Here is a 17,741-nt window from a genome sequence, read left to right as displayed (position 1 = left end):
TCATGAAATTTCTCTTTTACACGCATTCGCTCATCTCAGACTGGAATCACGGAAATGCGCATTTCCTGCGCGGCATCATGCGCGATCTCACCCGGCGTGGACATCAGGCGCAGGCACTTGAACCTGAGAATGCATGGAGCCTTGAGAATCTGCTCAAAGATCAAGGTACACAGGCGGTGGAAGCTTTCGCGCGCAGTTTCCCGGATCTGACATCCATCTCATATGACGAGGCCTTCGATCACGAGGCAGCCATAAGTCAGGCCGATGTGGTCATCGTGCACGAATGGACGGACCCGGCGCTGGTGGCGCGCATAGGAAAGGCCCGCCAGATGGGCGGTCGCTTTACCCTCATTTTCCACGATACGCATCATCGTGCCGTGTCAGCAGCGGGTGATATCGCTGGGCTTGACCTCAGCGGCTACGACCTCGTCCTGGCATTCGGCGAGACGCTTCGCGAACGTTACCTGGAGGCAGGGTGGGGACGTCAGGTCTTCACCTGGCACGAAGCAGCTGACGACACGCTGTTCCATCCCATGCCGGAGATTGAAAAGACCGGCGACCTCATCTGGATCGGCAATTGGGGAGACGATGAGCGCACGGCGGAGATTGCAGAGTTTCTCGTCAGACCCGCAAGGGAACTCAAGCTCAAAGCCACGGTGCGCGGCGTGCGCTATCCGGAACATGCTCTTGCACGGCTGGCGGAGGCAGGCATCGATTATGCAGGCTGGATTGCCAATGCGGAAGCCGCAAAGGCTTTCGCGCGCCACAGATTGACAGTGCATATTCCACGGCGACCCTACGTCGAGAACCTGCCGGGTATACCAACCATCCGCGTATTTGAGGCGCTGGCCTGCGGGATCCCCTTGATCAGCGCTCCCTGGCAAGACGTTGAGCAGCTTTTCCGAGCCGGTCGCGATTTCCTCATGGTGAAAGACAGTGAAACCATGAAGGCGGCAATGCGCGGTCTCCTTGCAGATCCTCAACAGGCGCAGGAGTTGGCGGCAGCCGGGCTTGAGACGATCCGTACGCGCCACACCTGCCGTCATCGCGTGGAGGAGCTGCTTTCCATCCTGAGAACACATGGCGCTCTCTCAGCCCGCAATGCCCTCAAGCCTGCGGAGGCCGCAGAATGAAAATTGCCTTCTATGGATCCAGCCTCGTTTCAGCCTACTGGAATGGTGCCGCCACCTATTATCGCGGTCTCCTGAAGGCACTCAGCGCCCTCGGCTACGAAATCACCTTCTTTGAGCCGGATGTTTATGACCGCCAGAAAAACCGCGACATCGATCCGCCGGAATGGTGCAAGGTCGTTGTTTACAACGCCACGGTCGACGCGCTGGAGAACGTTGCCCGCCGTGCTGCCCATGCGGATATCGTGGTAAAAGCGAGTGGTGTTGGCTTTGAAGACGAATTGCTGCTCAATCGAGTTCTTCATCACGCACGACCAGATGCGCTGACGATTTTCTGGGACGTGGATGCTCCGGCCACACTGGCCGAGGTTCGTTCCACGCCCGAGCATCCCTTGCGGCAGGCGCTTGGCAAGCTTGATCTTGTGTTGACCTATGGCGGTGGTGATCCTGTCGTGAGCGCCTACCGCACCCTGGGCGCGCGAGACTGCATCCCCGTCTACAATGCGCTTGATCCCGAGACACATCACCCTGTGGAACCCAATCCCGCCTTTCAGGCCGATCTGGGTTTCCTGGGTAATCGCCTGCCGGACCGCGAATCGCGCGTCGAACAGTTTTTCCTGGAGCCCGCCGTCCGTGCGCAAACACAGCACTTCCTGCTTGGTGGGTCCGGGTGGGAAGACAAGGCAATGGCCCCGAACGTCCGGCGGATCGGGCATGTCTCGACCCGTGACCACAATGCATTCAACTGCACGCCAAAAGCGGTGTTGAACATCTCGCGGGAGAGTATGGCCGCGAACGGCTTTTCTCCTGCCACGCGCGTGTTTGAAGCCGCCGGAGCGGGTGCCTGCCTGATCACCGACTTCTGGGAGGGGATCGAACTCTTTCTGAAGCCGCAGGAAGAAGTGCTCGTCGCCCGTGATGGGCAGGATGTGGCCGCCATCATGAATGAGCTGACCAGGGCGCAGGCCCGCGAAATCGGCCAGCGCGCCCTCGCACGGGTGCTTTCCGAGCACACCTATGACCATCGTGCCACCGAGGCAGACAAGATCTTTCGCGAATATGCGCGGATGCGGGAGGCCGCAGAATGACACAGCGCCCACACGACATCGTCATACTCGGTCTCACGCTATCCTCCTCCTGGGGCAATGGCCACGCCACGACCTTCCGTGCGCTGCTACGAGGTCTTAAGGCCGAAGGACACCGGGTTCTTTTTCTCGAACGGGATGTGCCCTGGTATGCGAACAATCGCGACTTCGCCAATCCGGACTTTTGCGAGCTTGCCTATTACGAAGACATCGGGGCCATGCTGGCAGAGTACGGTGAACGCCTCGCACAGGCAGATGCGGTTATCGTCGGGTCTTATGTGCCTGAAGGTGTGGCCTTGATCGACGCCCTGAACCGGCTGAATTTGAAACGCCTGTGCTTCTATGACATCGATACCCCCGTCACTCTCGCAAAACTGCGACGTGGAGAGGAGGACTATCTGGCGGCTCGACAGATCAAGCAGTTCGACGCCTATTTCTCCTTCACCGGCGGGCCCACGCTCGGACATTTACGCAGGCACTACGGCGTACCACAGAGCTTTCCCCTGTTCTGCTCGGTGGATGACAACCGCTACCAACCGACCGGAGAGCCGAAACAATGGGATCTGGGCTATCTCGGCACCTATAGCGACGACCGCCAGCCGACATTGGAGCGCTTGCTGATCGAGCCTGCGAGGCGTCTTCCACATCTGCGCTTCGTGGTCGCCGGGCCTCAATATCCCGACACGATCGAATGGCCGGAGAATGTCGAGAGGTTGGAGCATGTCGGTCCTGCCGAGCATCCGTCCTTTTACAGCCGCCAGCGCTTTACTTTGAACGTGACGCGGGCCGACATGATCGAGGCTGGCTGGTCGCCCAGCGTCCGGCTGTTCGAGGCAGCCGCCTGCGGCACTCCTATCATCAGCGATACCTGGGAAGGCTTGAGCGAGTTGCTGCCCGATGGCCGCGCCATTGCCATTGCCCGCACAAGCGATGATGTGGTCGCTGCCCTCACATCGGTCTCTAATGAGGCACTGAGCGCGATGGCAAAGGCTTCGCGTTCGATCGTGCTTCAGCACCATACCGGACTGGCGCGCGCAAGGGAGCTGGTCGCCGATCTCGAAAAGATCGCCCCTCGCCCCGTTGGCATTCAGCCTGACCGCCAGAAGATTTCAGCATGAGGAAAGAGGAGCCAACAATGCTGCACCATATCGCACGCGGAACGAAAAAGACGGTTCTTGTGGCAGGCGGGGCGGGCTTCGTCGGCTCGCACCTCTGTGACGCGCTTCTGGCAAAAGGACACCGCGTCATATGCCTCGACAACTATCTGACCGGGTCGGAAAGCAATATCCGCCCGCTGATGAACCATCCGCAGTTCCGCACGGTGGAACAGGACATCTGCGTGATTGAGGATCTGGGTGAGCCCATTGACGAGATCTACAATCTGGCCTGCGCGGCCTCGCCGCCTCAGTATCAGGCAGACCCCGTGCACACCATGATGACCTGCGTGGTGGGAACGGGCAATCTTCTCGCCATGGCCGAGCGGCATGGCGCGTCACTTCTGCAAGCCTCCACCAGTGAAGTCTACGGCGATCCTGAGGAACATCCTCAACGGGAAGACTACCGCGGCAATGTCAACTGCACCGGTCCTCGTGCCTGCTACGACGAGGGAAAACGCGCAGCCGAAGCCCTCTGCTTCGACATGCTGCGCGCGCAACGGGTCGATGCCCGCGTCGTGCGCATCTTTAACACCTATGGGCCCCGCATGCAGCCGGATGACGGGCGCATCGTTTCCAACCTGATTGTGCAGGCCTTGAGTGGAGCACCGTTGACAATCTACGGCACTGGCGAACAGACCCGTTCCTTCTGCTTTGTGAGCGACCTCGTCGCGGGCCTCATCAAGCTGATGGAGGTAGACCCGAACCCCGGCGTACCCGTCAATATCGGCAATCCCGGCGAGTTTACCATCAACGAGTTGGCGGAAATGGTCGTCGCAATGGTGCCAACGCGCTCACAGATCGTCTACAAGCCACTGCCGATGGACGACCCACAGCGCCGCCGTCCCGATATCGCCCGCGCGCAGGCGCTGCTCGGCTGGGAACCGCAGGTTCCCCTGGCAGAGGGCCTTCGCCAGACAATCGATTTCTTTTCCACCACGGTTGGTGCCAGAACTTCGGGCGAGCGCGGCAGCAAAGTACCCCGACCTCTGCTTGCGGAAGGTCTCAACGGTTTGACCGCCGGGGCTTCCTGATGGATCAGGGACACAACGAAACGCCACGGGTCAAACGCCGTATCGAGGAGCTGGGTCCGTGGTTCCAAAACCTGAAGATCGGCGGGCTGCAAACCGCGCCCGATCATTTCTTGGGCGACTATCCCACGTTCAAGTGGAAGGGGTTTGCGCATGTGCTGCCGGAGGATCTGGAAGGCCGGAGCGTGCTGGATGTCGGCTGCAATGCGGGATTCTATGCCTTCGAAATGAAAAAACGCAATGCGGGCCACGTGTTGGGTATCGATACCGACGAACGCTATCTGGCGCAGGCACGTTTCGTGGCCGAAGAAAGCGGTCTGGACGTCGAGTTCAGGAGAATGTCCGTCTATGAGACACCTGCCTTGCGGGAGCGCTTCGATCTCGTACTGTTCATGGGCGTCCTCTATCATCTCAGGCATCCCTTGCTCGCTCTCGATCTGCTTTGGGAGCATGTTGTGGGAGACAGGATGCTGTTCCAGTGTCTCCAGCGAGGGGACGAGCGGACGCCCGCCTTGGAGGAGAACTACGATTTCTCAGAATGGAGCCTTTTCGACAGGCCGGATTACCCCAAGCTTTTCTTCGTCGAAGAGAGATATGCCTCCGACCCGACTAACTGGTTCATTCCCAATACGGCCGCCATGGAGGCCATGTTGCGTACGTCCGGCTTCAGGATAGTCGATCACCCGGAAAGGGAAGTCTACCTTCTGGAGCGATGCGACCGCCATTATGCGGTTGAACCTGCTCCTGTTGGGCGTCATGGCCAGGACTGACACCAGCCGGAACCACCTGCGGCTGCGAAACAGGAAATTCGCAGTGGGGCTTCTGCGGGGCGCAGCTGGCGCCCTCATCTTTGGCATCCCCATGCTGATGACCATGGAGCTTTGGTTCCTCGGCTTTTATATGGAGCGGGAACGGCTTTTGCTCCTGCTCGTCATCAACATCCCTATGCTGGTCCTGATCGCACACCGGATCGGCTTCGAGCCAACCTTCACGTGGCGCGAAGCCGTGCGCGATGCATTTATCGCCTATGGGTTGGGCATTATCACCAGCGCCCTCGTTCTCGGTCTTCTGGGCGTTTTGAGCCATGACCAATCCGCACCGGAACTGCTGGGCAAGATTGCCTTACAGGCGGTGCCGGCAAGCCTCGGCGCCATGCTCGGCAGAAGTCAGCTCGGGGGAAGGGACGACAACGAGGACGAACACCAGAACGATCCCGCAACGCAGGAGCTTTCAACGGGATATGGCGGTGAGTTGTTTCTCATGGCCGTTGGAGCTCTGTTCCTCAACCTCAACATCGCACCCACCGAAGAAATCATCGCGATTTCCTTCAAGATGAGCTTCTGGCACGGCCTCGCGGCCGTCCTCGTGTCGGTCATGCTGATGCATGGCTTTGTGTACGCCGTCGCATTTCGCGGTGCGCATAGCCTGACACCGGAGGTGCCCATGTGGCATGCCCTGGTTCGTTTTACCTTGCCGGGCTATGTGGTGACTTCCGCCATCAGTCTTTACGTCTTGTGGACCTTTGGCCGCCTCGACGACGTTACCATCACCCAGGCGCTCATGTTCATGATCGTGCTGAACTTTCCCGGCGCAATCGGGGCCGCGGCAGCACGGCTGATCCTTTAGGGACAATGAAATGACGATCACCAACCGGCAAAACAAAACACATATCGAAGCCAGAGATCCCGCCTGGATAGAGTGGACCACCGGCTGCATATCCGGCCTTCTCGTCCTGGCGCTGATTGGCTGGCTCACTCAGGAAGCATTGACGCATGACGACGCGCCGCCGGTCCTTTCAGCGGTGGTCAATCACGTGGTGAGGGTGGGAGATCTCTACAGAACGGATTTTACGCTTGTAAACGACGGCCCGACATCGGCAGCCGCCGTCAAAGTGGTGGCGACGCTTTCGAGAGACGGTTCCACCACTGAGGAAGCCGATGTAACCTTCGATTACGCTCCCGGCCAATCGCGGAATGATGGCACTGTCTACTTCAGGCAGGATCCGGCCGGTGGGACGCTCGTGATCCGTCCCTCAAGCTTCACAGAACCATGAGCCACATTTCAATGGGCGGCCTCTGAAAGCTCCGGGAATTGCGCCTGTGCCGCATTCAGATCGGGAAAAGACTGGTCCGGCGCACGTAAAGAAACAGAAATACTGTCCGTAACGTCGAGTTCCCCATCGAAAGATACGGGTAGCCGATCACCATCCTTGCGAACCAGGACTGCATCGCGTTTGAAGCCCTGCTTGAGTAACCAGTCACGAGGCGCCATGACGCTGATGGCAATCCGCACTGAGCCGTCTTCCTGCTGCTTTGCCACCATTTTGTAGCCAACGGCAGATTGTTGACCGCCGACATCCAGTTGCCCATTGCTAGATGCTTCGTGCAAATGCTCCGACATGCCTTGAACTCCTATGATGGATTAACTCCAACAGTAACCAAAGCTTCGGCCTCTTTGTTCCGCATCCGTGCCCGTTCCCTCTCACGGTACTGACGCGGCGTCATGCCCGAACGCTGGCGAAACACGCGTGAAAAATACGCCGGATCGGTGAAGCCCAGGTTTTCCGAGACCTGCTGTACGCTGTAGCCGGTAAACACCAACTCCCGGCGGGCTTCTTCCATCAGACGTTCCGTCAGAAGGTCGTGGGTACTTCTGCCCGTTGCCTGTCTGACGATACGATTCAAATGGGTTGAGGACATGCCCATCAATGCGGCGTATTCTTCCACCGGAAGATGCTGACGGTAGTGGCGGGAAATGAGTTGCTGAAGTGTCTGCAATCGGCGGAATGCCGGATCTTCGCCTGCTTCATCATCCTGGGGTGAGATGCGTCGCGAGAGAAGGATCATGAGGCTCGTCACATAGGTTTCCAGCACCTCATCGCGTCCAGGAAGCTGGCTCTCATATTCTGCAGCAATCCTCAGGAAGGTTGTATCCAGATAGCTCGCCTCCGGCACCGCAAGATCGAGTGGAATGACCGCAGGCTGGCGAAGCCAACGGGAGAAGGCATCACGATCCAGCCGGTTCAGCCGGTCAGGCAGCAAGGTAATGACGAAGCCATCAATATCGCGCGAGAACCGGAAGCCGTGTGTGACACCTGCCGGTACTGCAATCACGCAAGGGGGACGAAGCGGCACAACAGCCTGAGGTAAGACGGCATCCCCGGAACCCGCACGAATGTATAAGAATTGCAAGAAGTACTCATGTCGATGCGACCCGATCTCGAACTTGTAGGCGCTACTGCGCGAGATGATTGTCTCGCAATGCAACCAGAACCCCTTATCAACAGGGCTTTCATCTCCGTAAAGAGAATATGTGGGAACAGCAACGACCATGAGCCCATCCTTCATCCATGTTCGATTTGTGCTGGAAACTGGATGATTTGTCCATTGTTTGCGGCGACCTGTGACGGCAGATTTCCTGACAATTGCAAAGTTGGGAGGCTCAATTGCGTACACAAGTTGTTATCATCGGTTCTGGCCCTTCCGGGCTGCTTCTCGGTCAATTGCTGACCAAGGCAGGCATTTCCAACATCCTGCTGGATCGTGTGGACCAGGATTACATTCTGGGCCGCGTTCGCGCAGGTGTTCTTGAGTGGGGAACTGTCAATCTTCTTGAAGACGTAGGCGTTTCAGACCGCATGCACGCCGAGGGGCTGCCTCACGATGGATATTTGCTCGCCTTTGACGGCCGCGACCATCGTATTGACCTGCACGCGCTGACGGGCAAGCGGGTGATGGTTTATGGCCAGACAGAATTGACGCGTGATCTCATTGAGGCACGGGCTGCATCCGGAGAAACCTCCATCTATAGCGCAGAGAAGGTTCAGCCTCATGATTTCGATGGCGAAAAGCCCTTTGTGACCTATGAGAAGGATGGTGTGACGCATCGCATCGATTGCGATTTCATAGCCGGATGCGACGGCTTCCACGGCGTCAGCCGGAAATCCGTGCCTGAGAAGTCGATCAAGACCTTTGAGAAGGTTTATCCGTTTGGCTGGCTTGGTATTCTTGCCGATATTCCACCATTGGAAGAACTGGTTTACGCCAACCACCCACGCGGCTTTGCGCTTTGCTCGATGCGCTCACCCACGCGCAGCCGGTACTATATCCAGTGCGAGCTGGACGACAAAATTGAAAACTGGAGCGATGACCGCTTCTTCGATGAACTCCGCCGCCGGCTGCCCGCACACCATGCGGAAGCCATGGTAACTGGGCCGTCTTTCGAGAAATCCATCGCGCCTCTGCGCTCGTTTGTGGCCGAACCCATGCGCTTTGGCCGTATGTTCCTCGTTGGTGACGCGGCACATATCGTTCCCCCGACCGGCGCAAAGGGCCTCAACCTCGCAGCCAGCGACGTACATTATCTCTTCGAGGGATTGCGCGAATACTACGGTGAAAAGTCGAGTGCAGGCATAGATGTCTATTCGCAGCGCGCGCTTCAACGTGTGTGGAAATCCGTACGCTTTTCCTGGCATATGACAACGCTGATGCACCGTTTCCCGGACACAGGCGATTTCGGACAGAAAATTCAGGAAGCCGAGCTGGATTATCTTGTGCAGTCGCAAGCAGCTTCCACGGCAATGGCGGAGAACTATGTCGGGCTGCCATACTAGCGCTACTTAAATCTCCTCTTTGAAAGGGACGCTAGCAGTGCGGACATCGGATCTGGGCTGTCGGTAGGGTAAAGGCGTTGATGACTGCTAGCCGCATGGCTGGTAAGATTGGCTCCGATGACCTGCCTCGGCTAGCTGGCTAGGGGACCTTCATTTCTCATAACCCGCCCTTCTTGCGCTGCGGAGAACTGGGGGCATTTTTTTGAATTGCCCCCGCCCCTCCTCGTATGTTCCGGCGGCCTCTTCGAAGAGGGCGATACGGGGCACCGGGTTTGCCTGATTGACAAGCGGCATCAGGGCTTATTGACCTCGAAAATTGGGAAGTAATCGTCGATTGCCCCGTTGATGTAAGCCGATGCAAGCTGATCGATATCTTCCCACGCAAATGCTTGTGCTGCCACGTCAGGCGCCCAGCCCCGCGCTTCAGCAAATTCCACCGCCTCCAGTCCATGTTTGCGTGGCGCATAATGAGTGAAGACATGCGTGCGACGGGCAATGCATTCGGCGGCACGGGAAATCGGGAAGACCATATTTTCACGCCAGCCACAGGTGGTGATAACACCCTGACGCGCTAGGGCCCGCATGGTCAGACGAAAATTTGCACCGATGTTATCGATGAAGATCGAAGCACCTCTTCCCCCCGTCCGCTCCAGCAATTGCGCAATGAGTCGCTCATCCCCTTCCGACCCGGAGGAGCGCTCTATAGCGACCACACCACGCCTATTAATAGCCGTGCGATGAGCCTCAGTCGCACTGATCAATGTGGCCGGGCAACCATGCATATGCGCCAGCTCTAATTGTGCGAAGGATACACCCCCACCCCAGCCAACGACGTGGCATTCATGCGGGAAGGCATCCTCCATCTGCGTACGCCAGACCTGAGAAGCAGAGATCCAATTTGAATAGGCCGTAATATAACGGAGCGAGAACGCGGCCCATTGGCGCAGTGAGAGTGCGCTCTTCTCAGGCAGCCGAATGAGCTGATCGTGCCTGAAACGCGCGCGCTTTGCCAAGACGCCCATTGTGCCGGGGCTATCGAAACCCAGTATCGTTCGCGGATACCCGTAGTCATCCAGATCGCCGACGCAGAAGACAAGGCATACGTCACCCTCCTTCAGGTCCCTAACCGCCGCGCCACACCGCAGGATACGCACCACGCCGGCATTGCCAACCACAACTTCCCTCTCTCCTCGCTGCTTGAAGAGGTTCATCGGGCTGCCAAGCAAGGCATGCTCCATGTTGCCCTCCCAGCAACCATAGAGTGGCTCCGCCAAAACTTCATCCACTCCAATGTCAGGAAATGAATAGGTGCTGAGTGTAAAGCTGGGCCTTTCAGAACCCTGTTGCGGGCGGAGGACCCAAGCCTCTGTTTCTATCATCGCTGCCATTTTGAGAAATTCCTGATAAATATTGAGTTTTTAAATTTCAAACTTATTCCAAATGCGGTCGAAAAATAATTTAATTTATAATTTTAAACAATAACTCTCGGAGAATAACCTTGCATTACCACAAATATTTTCGCTGTACACGCCGAACTGAGGACTAATCAATTAATTATGCTTTAAAATTATAAATAATACGAAAAATATATTTTATGAATTATAAAGTTTAGATAAATTACTTGAAGCTTTCAAAATTACGCGACACGTATTTCTGGTTTAAATCGATTTATGAAAACAATTGGTAGTTGACGTCTGTTGATTTAGATGGTTTTTTTCTGATTACAAATCACTTTTGAGACATCACTTCCAAATACCCTGAACTTATATTTCCTACATTAATATTTGCGTACACTTTTTCCTGAACGCGTTTTGACGAGCCATCAAGGCTGCGTCGCACAGGTATTTTAAATAATATTCAAGTGGGTGCTAAATTGTCTTCTTTTTATGATGAATTGAAAAACCGGGCTTCAGCAACACCGGAATTGCCGGCCGCCTTTACGGTGGATCAGGAATTTTCTTACGAAACGTTGTTCGCCCTCAGCCGAAGCACGGCTGCGGGGCTAAACGCCTCAGGCATTAAAGCAGGTGATCGCGTTGCTGTTCACCTCGGCAATCGATACGAATTGATTTCCGTCTACTTTGCGCTGCTCGGGCTGGGCGCGGTGATCGTTCCGATAGCGCTTCGTGTGTCGGCTGGCGAAATAAGTTACATGCTGCAGCATGGCGGCGTCCGCTACTATATTGGAGATGCGGCATACTACGACGCATGCCGGAACTCTATCGAAAGCACCGCAACGATAGAGCGCGCCTGGGTACTGGATCTTACGGCCACGGTTGGGAAAGTTTCGCCTTTCTCTGACCTGCTGGTGGAGAGCGAGGTGCAGTTGGAGCCGGTTCCACCCGAAAGCATGGCAGCCATACTCTACAGCTCTGGAACGACAGGGCTCCCCAAAGGCGTTGTGTATTCCCACGCCACACTGCACAAATCCGTTGAATTACTGGGCGCAACGCTCGACAAGGCTGCGGCCCAAGGATCGGAGCGCGCGGTCGGCATTTGCTCCGTGGTTGATCTTGTCAGCGCATGGTCGCTTCTCATGAACCTCACCGCGATGCGGCGTGGGCGTCCACTCGCCATCAGCACGATCCATACGCCTGATCTTTTGCTGAACCTGCTGCGAACAGGCCGCGTGGGCTGGATTGGTGGCGCTCCTTCCAATTTCCGGGCGCTTCTTGATGCAGTCCGCGAAGGCAAGGAGACAGCGGTAGATCTTAGCCAAACCAATTGCATCGCCGGTGGCGATGCATGCCCAAGCGATCTGAGCCTTGGCTTTCGTGAGACCTTTGCAACGCCGTTACAAAGCTCCTACGGCCAGACAGAAACCGGCGGTCCCGTCATCTATCACCATAATCTGTCCGGGGAACGGGAGCCTGCACTCGGCTGGAAGCTCGATCAGATCGAGATCCGGATCGACGCCCAGCCTGGCGAGGCAGGCGAATTATGGATCAAATCGCCCGCAAAGCCTCTTGGCACATGGAATGGGAAGAGTATCGACCCATTTGAAGACGATTGGCTTTACACGGGCGATCTTGTGAAGATGCGCAAAGACGACAGCTGCATCATGTTCTTGTCGCGCATCAAGGATGTCATGAAGATTGGCGGATTTGCGCTAGCGCCCTTTGAACTGGAACAAGCACTGGAAGAACACCCCGATATTGCCGCAGCGGCCGTTTTCAGCATACCTGATCACGCCTTGGGAGAACGCGCTATCGCTATGATCCAGGTTCAAACTGGCGCTCACGTCAGCAAGGGCGACATCACGCGCCATCTGACTGGGCGCATAGCAAACTACAAGCATCCTGGCGATATTGTATTTGTTGATAAAATACCGTTCGCGCCCAGCGGAAAGCTGGCGCGAAAAAAGCTCTCCGACGAATATCTTGCCTCCCTGAAGGAACCTGAGCGACTGAGTTGAAATACAGCGCGCCAGCACGCAAGACCGTAGAGCAGACCTAGCAAAAGCGCCTCCGCGGTTTTGCGTGCGCGCCGCATCGAGCAACCGGACTGATCACGTCGGGTGATCTCGCTTCGACCGAAAATACACGAGCCCCAAATCCCTTTCGCGCAGGCGGAACGATCACGTGCGTTCCTCTGTGGGCGGTGCGCTGCACCGTCAGAGACGTGTGAACTTCAGACCAACTCAAGAGAGCATCATGAAATTCTCCCTTTTCTACGAGATGCAGATTGCTGACCCGACACGGGCGACAGAGCAGGATATGTTCCAGCAGGCGGTGAAGCAGGCCGTGCTTGCCGAAAAGCTCGGTTATCATTGCATCTGGAATGTGGAACATCATGGCCTCTATGAATATTCTCATTCATCCGCGCCAGAAGTTTTCCTGACTTATGTTGCCGCCAAGACGAGCACGATACGGCTTGGACACGGCGTCACACTCACGCCGAGATCCTTCAACCATCCCATTCGCGTCGCCGAGCGGGTCGCCACTCTGGATATCCTGTCCAACGGTCGCGTAAACTGGGCGTCGGGAAAAAGCTCCAGCATCGTCGAAGGTCCGCTGTTCGAAATCGAGCGAAAGGATCTGTCGCCCCAATGGCATGAGGCACTCCATATGGTGCCCCAGATGTGGAAGGACGCGCCCTTTAGCTGGCAGTCCGATTACTTCAACATTCCGCCAACGCAAATTCATCCAAAACCCATGCAGCAGCCCACACCGCCGGTCTTTGTCTCTGGCGTGCAGCCGGAAGCCATCCAGAACGCGGCGACCCTCGGCGTGGGCGTCCTGTGCTTCACATCAAGTGACAAGAAGACCCTGGCTGACAAAATCCAGCTCTATCGCGACACCATTGCGAAGGCCCAGCCGGAGCATTGGAGAAAAAATGACCATTTTGCTTTGGCTGCCCTCACCTGCGTCCTTGATGACGACTTGGAGGCCTGCCGACATGGCTACAAAGGCGTGCGTTTTTTCCGGGATAGTCTGGGCCAGTACTATGGAACGGAAAAACCTCCACAGCCCGGCACTCTCAATATACCGCGGAGCGATCTGAGCAACGCGGAGGTCGAAACCTGGCAGCGTCAGCGATTTGAAACGGACAAGATACTAGAGGCCATTATCGGTGATCCGGCCATTGCGAGAGAAAAGGTCCAGATCCTGGCTGATCTGGGTGTCGATGAACTGATCCTCGTTATGCAACTCGGCACCATTCCCCAGGACGTGATCGAAAGATCGATCATCTGCTTTGCCGAAAAAGTCATGAACCATTTTCGCGATTGAAGCAGGCAGGGCGAAGTAACACCCTACAGACAAGTAAATACCCAATACATTTTAACTTAAGGAATAAAGCAGTGACTATCGAAGACAAAATCAAACTTATACTGGTAAACGAGCTTTTTGTTGAAATGCCTGTTGATGCCATTGGGTTGGAAGACGGCCTCCGCGATCAGGTTGGACTGGATTCACTCGGCTTCTCCGAATTGCGGGCTCAATGTGAGGTTTCGTTCGGAGTGAGCATCTCAGACGAGCATTTCATTCCCAAGCACTTCACATCCGTTCAAACCTTGTCGGCTCTGATTGCAGAGCTGCAGAACGCAGGACGGTAAGCTATGAACGGTCAGGTCAACGAAACAACACGTCCCAGCCGGAAAATGGGCTTCACCGAGTTGAAGCAGTGGCTGCGCCATCGTCACCCGATGGTCTATCTGGACCGGATCACCGATTATGAGCCTGGCAAGTACCTGGACAGCCTCATGGCCGTATCTGGACAGACAGATGCAATCTCCGGACATTTCCCTGAGCGCGCCGTATTTCCAGCCAGCCACATGATGCAGGCCATCTCGCAATCTGCCATCATCCTTTACCAGCTTTCGACGGCGAAGCTCGAGGATGACGAAATCACCTTGATCGGGTCGCTGAAGTCCCGTTTCACGCGGGTGGTCGTTCCGGGTGATGTCATCAAGTTCCGTACCTCGATCGAAACGCAGCACACGAACTTCATCACCTTCAGTTGCAGCGCCGAGGTGGATGAAAAACCCGTTGCCAAGGTTCGTGGCACACTGTTGCGAAGCAAGGTTGCCGATCTTGGGGAGCAACTCTGGTGAGCCGTGCAACAAAGGTCTGGGTGACAGGGCTCAGCCTCTCCTCTGCGCTCGGGTCGGATGTGGATGCGGTCTGGCGCGCGTTGCTGGACCACACATCCGGGATTGCCCCTCTCGACTGCACTTTGCCACTGAGAGGGTATGGAGCCGCTGTTCTGCCAGATGTGCCGCAGACGCTGCCGGTGCACGAGCGGCAGATTGCGCTCACGGCTTCGGCCATCGCGCAGGCTCTTGCCCATGCAGGCCTTGAGGTGAGCGATCCGCGGATCGTTCCCATTCTCGGCACCAGCTATGGCGGCCATTTGGATGCACCATCCGTTGGCTCCCTTTCGGATTGGGCGGTTGCTGCCGTCCGCCGTGTGGGCTGCATCCGCAGCCCGGTCACTATTGCCACGGCTTGCTCCGCTGGCGCCGATGCCATTGCGGCGGGCCTTTCGCTGCTGCGCTCCGGCGTGGCTGAAATCTGCGTTTGCGGTGGTGCAGATGTCCTCACCCTCGCAAAGCGGTTGGGTCATTCGCGGCTTGGGACGCTGGCCTCTGGCGATCTGCGTGCTTTCGATCAGGATCGCGATGGAACCGTACTGGGGGAAGGAGCGGCATTTCTGGTGCTTGAAACTGCACACAGCGCGCGCGCCCGCGGTGTGGCACCGCTTGGTGTTTTCTCAGGCGCGGGGGCATCCAGCGATGCGGCAAGCGCCGTCGCGCCGGATGTCTCGGGCAGGAATGTTGTTCTGGCGGTGCAGAGGGCTGTGGAGAATGCGGGCATTGCATTATCCGACGTGTCGGTCATCAACGCTCATGCCTCTGGCACGGCGATCAACGATGCGACCGAGGCAAATGCCTATGGGCAACTCTTCGGTAGTCTGGCAGAGAAGCCGGCAGTTTTCGCCACAAAGGGCAATTTTGGCCACACCCTGGGGGCAACCGGCGCGCTAGAGGCGGTTGCCGTACTGCAAGCACTATCAAAAGGGTGCGTTCCGCCGATTTACCGGCTGGAGAGGCCATTAGCCGATCTCCATCTGCCCCTGCCTATCCAGAGATCGATCAGCATACGGCCCGGCGCGGGCATCAGCACCACGCTCGGCTTCGGAGGTTTCAATACCTGCCTTGTGTTCGAAGGAGTTGAAGCGGCATGATCCCGGTCAACAAAACCACGCAACTTGTGCGGCAGGGGGAAGGCCAACCAGCGCTTCCGTCCGGCAATGCCTTCCATCCGCTCGATGCACCGTTTCGCAGCAAGCGGCAAAAGCCATCTTTTTACGCCGATCCGGTTTCCTGGCTTGTTCTGGAAGCAGCAGAACAGGCGATCGGCCGATGCCCGCAGGATGTGAAAGAGCATCCGCAATCCGTTGCGGTCATAACCATCAGCGACGTGTGCACGCTCCACACAATGCGCGAAATCGAGGCAAAGCTTACCGAAGGCGTGATTTCCCCCCTTCGCTTTTCGGGTGCAAATCCGGGCGCGATTGGCAGCCTGCCCTCCTATTTCTCCACCTTCAGCGGACCAACGCTGGTTCTTTCCATGCCTCCTGAAGAGGCGGGCGGCATAGCTGGAGCACTTGCAAGCACGTGGTTGCGGGAAGGAACAGCCAAGTTTGTCATTTTCAACCGTCACTGGATGAGACGTGACGGACACCACGTCAACAGCACGATTTTTGCAAATCCGGAGGAGGTTCAGCAATGGCTGGCTTGACCAATACGCTCCACGACGAGGCCCCGCCGCAAAGGGTATCCACCACTACGCAGGCGACGGAACTGAATATCGCCAGCGTCGAGATGTTTCTGCACCGTCTCATTCAGGCCGATGTCAACGAAGACGGACACCCGGTTCTGGCGGAAATACTGGGTGATCTTGAACAGGCGGGACTGCCTGCGGGAACACCGGTCATGCTGGCAATGCCAAATGGCCGCGCCTTTGTTACCCTTGTGTTTGCCCTGCTGCTCCGTGGCCTCGTGCCGGTCCTGCTTCCATCATCTGCACCGCTGGACAGGGTCAAGCGGATGGCGAGAGTCCTCGGCGCAAAATCCATCCTGTCTGGCGTCGGTACCTTTGCCAGACGCTTTGCAGAAAAGGGCCGACCAATCGGCACAATTGCGGAACTGAGACAATTCAACGAGGTGCAGTCAAGCCTTTTCCAACCAGGAGAGGTCATTCTTCTGACATCGGGCACATCCGGCATTTTCAGCGGATGCCTCTTCAACATCGCATCGCTGTTCCGCAATGGAGAGCGCCATGCCGCATCGATAGGACAAACTCCCGGCGACCGTGTTCTGATCAGCCTGCCGATGTATTATTCCTTTGCCTTTGTCGGCCAGCTTCTCACAACATTCCGGCTGGGCGGGCAGGCCATCCTCAGCGGTCCCCCCTTCACGCCTTTGCATTTCACCAGCACCATCAGCAGCTACGGTGTTACGCAGGCATCGATCACGCCTCTGATGCTGGAGGCCTGGCTGCGCAGCGAAGACAAAACCCTGCCTGCGTGCCTTCGCCGTTTGACAATCGGCGGCGCACAGGCAAAACCCGCCAATATCGAGGAACTCATCGCCCACAACCCCGGGCTCGAAGTTTTTCTGACCTATGGATTGACGGAGGCAGGCCCCCGCGTCTCGACGCTTGCCGCCCATCTGGAACCGGCCAGTCGCTACGCATCCGTCGGCCATCCGATGCCCGGTATTACCGTTCGCCTCAACAGGGAAAAACCCGAGGACCAGGTGGGCGAACTTATCATTGAAACCGATACGGCACTTATCCGCACCCTTGGTGGCCGATCTACCCCCATTGGCGCGGTGAAAGGGAACCGTACGGAAATCAATACCGGCGATCTCTTCTCGATGGACGAAGACGGCTATCTCTACTTCCACAAGCGCCGCGCCAGCAGCATCAGCATTCACGGCGAAAAAGTCTTCGTGAAATCCGTCTGCGAAACAACGGAGACCATCCCTGGCGTCTCGCGCGCCGAGGCATGGGTTTCCACCGCCCAGACCGGCGAGGTGAGCTTGACTCTGGATGTCTATGTCACCGACACCTCGATGACGGAAGCGGATATTCGTCGTCAGCTTGCCCAGGTTCTGCTGCGAAGCGAACAGCCCACGCATCTTGTTATCCATCATGAACAGGGCGGCTGGCGCAAGACCTGAGAGACCGCAGAACCACACAGAACGCCTTCTCAAAGCGTGA

Annotated in this window: 18 protein-coding genes; 15 read left to right on the top strand and 3 right to left on the bottom strand. The window is 56.9% G+C overall.

What is annotated here, in order from left to right; all coding sequences use genetic code 11:
• Nucleotides 1–2: 2 nt before the first annotated feature.
• The 7 genes from ACFSE1_RS08810 to ACFSE1_RS08780 are packed head-to-tail and all read left to right on the top strand — an operon-like array spanning nucleotide 3 to nucleotide 6,453.
• Nucleotides 3–1,133, top strand: coding sequence for a CgeB family protein (locus ACFSE1_RS08810; RefSeq protein ID WP_377399447.1), 1,131 nt, complete (start codon nucleotides 3–5; stop codon nucleotides 1,131–1,133).
• A complete protein-coding gene (locus ACFSE1_RS08805; RefSeq protein ID WP_377399444.1) occupies nucleotides 1,130–2,218 on the top strand; it encodes a CgeB family protein in 1,089 nt (362 codons plus the stop codon). The genes ACFSE1_RS08810 and ACFSE1_RS08805 overlap by 4 nt, the downstream gene beginning before the upstream one ends.
• Nucleotides 2,215–3,333 (top strand): CgeB family protein, encoded by a 1,119-nt coding sequence (locus ACFSE1_RS08800; protein WP_377399441.1) that lies wholly within the window; start codon nucleotides 2,215–2,217, stop codon nucleotides 3,331–3,333. Before ACFSE1_RS08805 ends, ACFSE1_RS08800 begins: the two co-directional genes overlap by 4 nt.
• Before the next feature lie 17 nt (nucleotides 3,334–3,350).
• Nucleotides 3,351–4,403, top strand: coding sequence for a UDP-glucuronic acid decarboxylase family protein (locus tag ACFSE1_RS08795; protein WP_377399438.1), 1,053 nt, complete (start codon nucleotides 3,351–3,353; stop codon nucleotides 4,401–4,403).
• Entirely contained in the window at nucleotides 4,403–5,170 is a 768-nt protein-coding gene (locus tag ACFSE1_RS08790) for a TIGR04290 family methyltransferase (RefSeq protein ID WP_377399435.1), read from the top strand. The genes ACFSE1_RS08795 and ACFSE1_RS08790 overlap by 1 nt, the downstream gene beginning before the upstream one ends.
• Nucleotides 5,157–6,026 carry a TIGR02587 family membrane protein gene (locus ACFSE1_RS08785; RefSeq protein ID WP_377399432.1) on the top strand — a complete coding sequence of 290 codons (870 nt, stop codon included), beginning with the start codon at nucleotides 5,157–5,159 and terminating at the stop codon, nucleotides 6,024–6,026. Before ACFSE1_RS08790 ends, ACFSE1_RS08785 begins: the two co-directional genes overlap by 14 nt.
• A 10-nt stretch (nucleotides 6,027–6,036) precedes the next feature.
• Nucleotides 6,037–6,453: a TIGR02588 family protein gene (locus ACFSE1_RS08780; RefSeq protein WP_377399429.1), complete on the top strand. Its 417-nt coding sequence runs from the start codon at nucleotides 6,037–6,039 to the stop codon at nucleotides 6,451–6,453.
• 8 nt (nucleotides 6,454–6,461) lie between these two features.
• Here ACFSE1_RS08780 and ACFSE1_RS08775 read toward each other — a convergent pair whose 3' ends face one another.
• The gene (locus tag ACFSE1_RS08775; RefSeq protein ID WP_377399427.1) at nucleotides 6,462–6,800 is read right to left on the bottom strand and encodes a hypothetical protein; all 339 of its coding nucleotides are present in this window, start codon (nucleotides 6,798–6,800) and stop codon (nucleotides 6,462–6,464) included.
• A gap of 11 nt (nucleotides 6,801–6,811) precedes the next feature.
• Nucleotides 6,812–7,732, bottom strand: a complete 921-nt coding sequence (locus ACFSE1_RS08770) for a helix-turn-helix domain-containing protein (protein ID WP_377399424.1) — start codon at nucleotides 7,730–7,732, stop codon at nucleotides 6,812–6,814.
• 113 nt (nucleotides 7,733–7,845) lie between these two features.
• Between ACFSE1_RS08770 and pobA the strand changes: the two genes are divergently transcribed.
• Nucleotides 7,846–9,012 carry a 4-hydroxybenzoate 3-monooxygenase gene (pobA, locus tag ACFSE1_RS08765; protein WP_377399421.1) on the top strand — a complete coding sequence of 389 codons (1,167 nt, stop codon included), beginning with the start codon at nucleotides 7,846–7,848 and terminating at the stop codon, nucleotides 9,010–9,012.
• A gap of 293 nt (nucleotides 9,013–9,305) precedes the next feature.
• On the opposite strand, the gene ACFSE1_RS08760 is transcribed toward pobA, so the two are convergent.
• Complete coding sequence (locus ACFSE1_RS08760; protein ID WP_377399418.1) at nucleotides 9,306–10,250, bottom strand: hypothetical protein; 945 nt, start codon at nucleotides 10,248–10,250, stop codon at nucleotides 9,306–9,308.
• A gap of 635 nt (nucleotides 10,251–10,885) precedes the next feature.
• On the opposite strand from ACFSE1_RS08760, the gene ACFSE1_RS08755 reads away from it, so the two are divergent.
• The 7 genes from ACFSE1_RS08755 (at nucleotide 10,886) to ACFSE1_RS08725 (ending at nucleotide 17,701) form a co-directional block, all read left to right on the top strand.
• Nucleotides 10,886–12,427, top strand: coding sequence for a class I adenylate-forming enzyme family protein (locus ACFSE1_RS08755; RefSeq protein WP_377399415.1), 1,542 nt, complete (start codon nucleotides 10,886–10,888; stop codon nucleotides 12,425–12,427).
• A 238-nt stretch (nucleotides 12,428–12,665) separates the two neighbouring features.
• Nucleotides 12,666–13,742, top strand: a complete 1,077-nt coding sequence (locus ACFSE1_RS08750) for an LLM class flavin-dependent oxidoreductase (RefSeq protein WP_377399413.1) — start codon at nucleotides 12,666–12,668, stop codon at nucleotides 13,740–13,742.
• Between the two features lie 71 nt (nucleotides 13,743–13,813).
• On the top strand, nucleotides 13,814–14,068 hold the full coding sequence (locus ACFSE1_RS08745) for an acyl carrier protein (protein ID WP_377399410.1): 255 nt from the start codon (nucleotides 13,814–13,816) through the stop codon (nucleotides 14,066–14,068).
• Nucleotides 14,069–14,071: 3 nt separating this feature from the next.
• Nucleotides 14,072–14,566: a 3-hydroxyacyl-ACP dehydratase FabZ family protein gene (locus ACFSE1_RS08740; RefSeq protein ID WP_377399407.1), complete on the top strand. Its 495-nt coding sequence runs from the start codon at nucleotides 14,072–14,074 to the stop codon at nucleotides 14,564–14,566.
• Complete coding sequence (locus ACFSE1_RS08735) at nucleotides 14,563–15,699, top strand: beta-ketoacyl synthase N-terminal-like domain-containing protein (RefSeq protein ID WP_377399404.1); 1,137 nt, start codon at nucleotides 14,563–14,565, stop codon at nucleotides 15,697–15,699. The genes ACFSE1_RS08740 and ACFSE1_RS08735 overlap by 4 nt, the downstream gene beginning before the upstream one ends.
• Entirely contained in the window at nucleotides 15,696–16,256 is a 561-nt protein-coding gene (locus ACFSE1_RS08730; protein ID WP_377399401.1) for a hypothetical protein, read from the top strand. The genes ACFSE1_RS08735 and ACFSE1_RS08730 overlap by 4 nt, the downstream gene beginning before the upstream one ends.
• A complete protein-coding gene (locus ACFSE1_RS08725) occupies nucleotides 16,244–17,701 on the top strand; it encodes a class I adenylate-forming enzyme family protein (protein WP_377399398.1) in 1,458 nt (485 codons plus the stop codon). The genes ACFSE1_RS08730 and ACFSE1_RS08725 overlap by 13 nt, the downstream gene beginning before the upstream one ends.
• Nucleotides 17,702–17,741 lie beyond the last annotated feature (40 nt).

The sequence above is a fragment of the Affinirhizobium helianthi genome (genome assembly GCF_042680945.1).
GTDB lineage: Bacteria > Pseudomonadota > Alphaproteobacteria > Rhizobiales > Rhizobiaceae > Neorhizobium > Neorhizobium helianthi.
This window is presented reverse-complemented; position numbering and strand designations above follow the sequence as displayed.

Excerpts from the sequence above, each read along its gene's own strand:
- ACFSE1_RS08810 (WP_377399447.1), top strand. The coding sequence starts at position 3 with ATGAAATTTCTCTTTTACACGCATTCGCTCATCTCAGACTGGAATCAC.
- ACFSE1_RS08805 (WP_377399444.1), top strand. The coding sequence starts at position 1,130 with ATGAAAATTGCCTTCTATGGATCCAGCCTCGTTTCAGCCTACTGGAAT.
- ACFSE1_RS08800 (WP_377399441.1), top strand. The coding sequence starts at position 2,215 with ATGACACAGCGCCCACACGACATCGTCATACTCGGTCTCACGCTATCC.
- ACFSE1_RS08795 (WP_377399438.1), top strand. The coding sequence starts at position 3,351 with ATGCTGCACCATATCGCACGCGGAACGAAAAAGACGGTTCTTGTGGCA.
- ACFSE1_RS08790 (WP_377399435.1), top strand. The coding sequence starts at position 4,403 with ATGGATCAGGGACACAACGAAACGCCACGGGTCAAACGCCGTATCGAG.
- ACFSE1_RS08785 (WP_377399432.1), top strand. The coding sequence starts at position 5,157 with ATGGCCAGGACTGACACCAGCCGGAACCACCTGCGGCTGCGAAACAGG.
- ACFSE1_RS08780 (WP_377399429.1), top strand. The coding sequence starts at position 6,037 with ATGACGATCACCAACCGGCAAAACAAAACACATATCGAAGCCAGAGAT.
- ACFSE1_RS08775 (WP_377399427.1), bottom strand. The coding sequence starts at position 6,800 with ATGTCGGAGCATTTGCACGAAGCATCTAGCAATGGGCAACTGGATGTC.
- ACFSE1_RS08770 (WP_377399424.1), bottom strand. The coding sequence starts at position 7,732 with ATGGTCGTTGCTGTTCCCACATATTCTCTTTACGGAGATGAAAGCCCT.
- ACFSE1_RS08760 (WP_377399418.1), bottom strand. The coding sequence starts at position 10,250 with ATGGAGCATGCCTTGCTTGGCAGCCCGATGAACCTCTTCAAGCAGCGA.
- ACFSE1_RS08750 (WP_377399413.1), top strand. The coding sequence starts at position 12,666 with ATGAAATTCTCCCTTTTCTACGAGATGCAGATTGCTGACCCGACACGG.
- ACFSE1_RS08740 (WP_377399407.1), top strand. The coding sequence starts at position 14,072 with ATGAACGGTCAGGTCAACGAAACAACACGTCCCAGCCGGAAAATGGGC.
- ACFSE1_RS08730 (WP_377399401.1), top strand. The coding sequence starts at position 15,696 with ATGATCCCGGTCAACAAAACCACGCAACTTGTGCGGCAGGGGGAAGGC.
- ACFSE1_RS08725 (WP_377399398.1), top strand. The coding sequence starts at position 16,244 with ATGGCTGGCTTGACCAATACGCTCCACGACGAGGCCCCGCCGCAAAGG.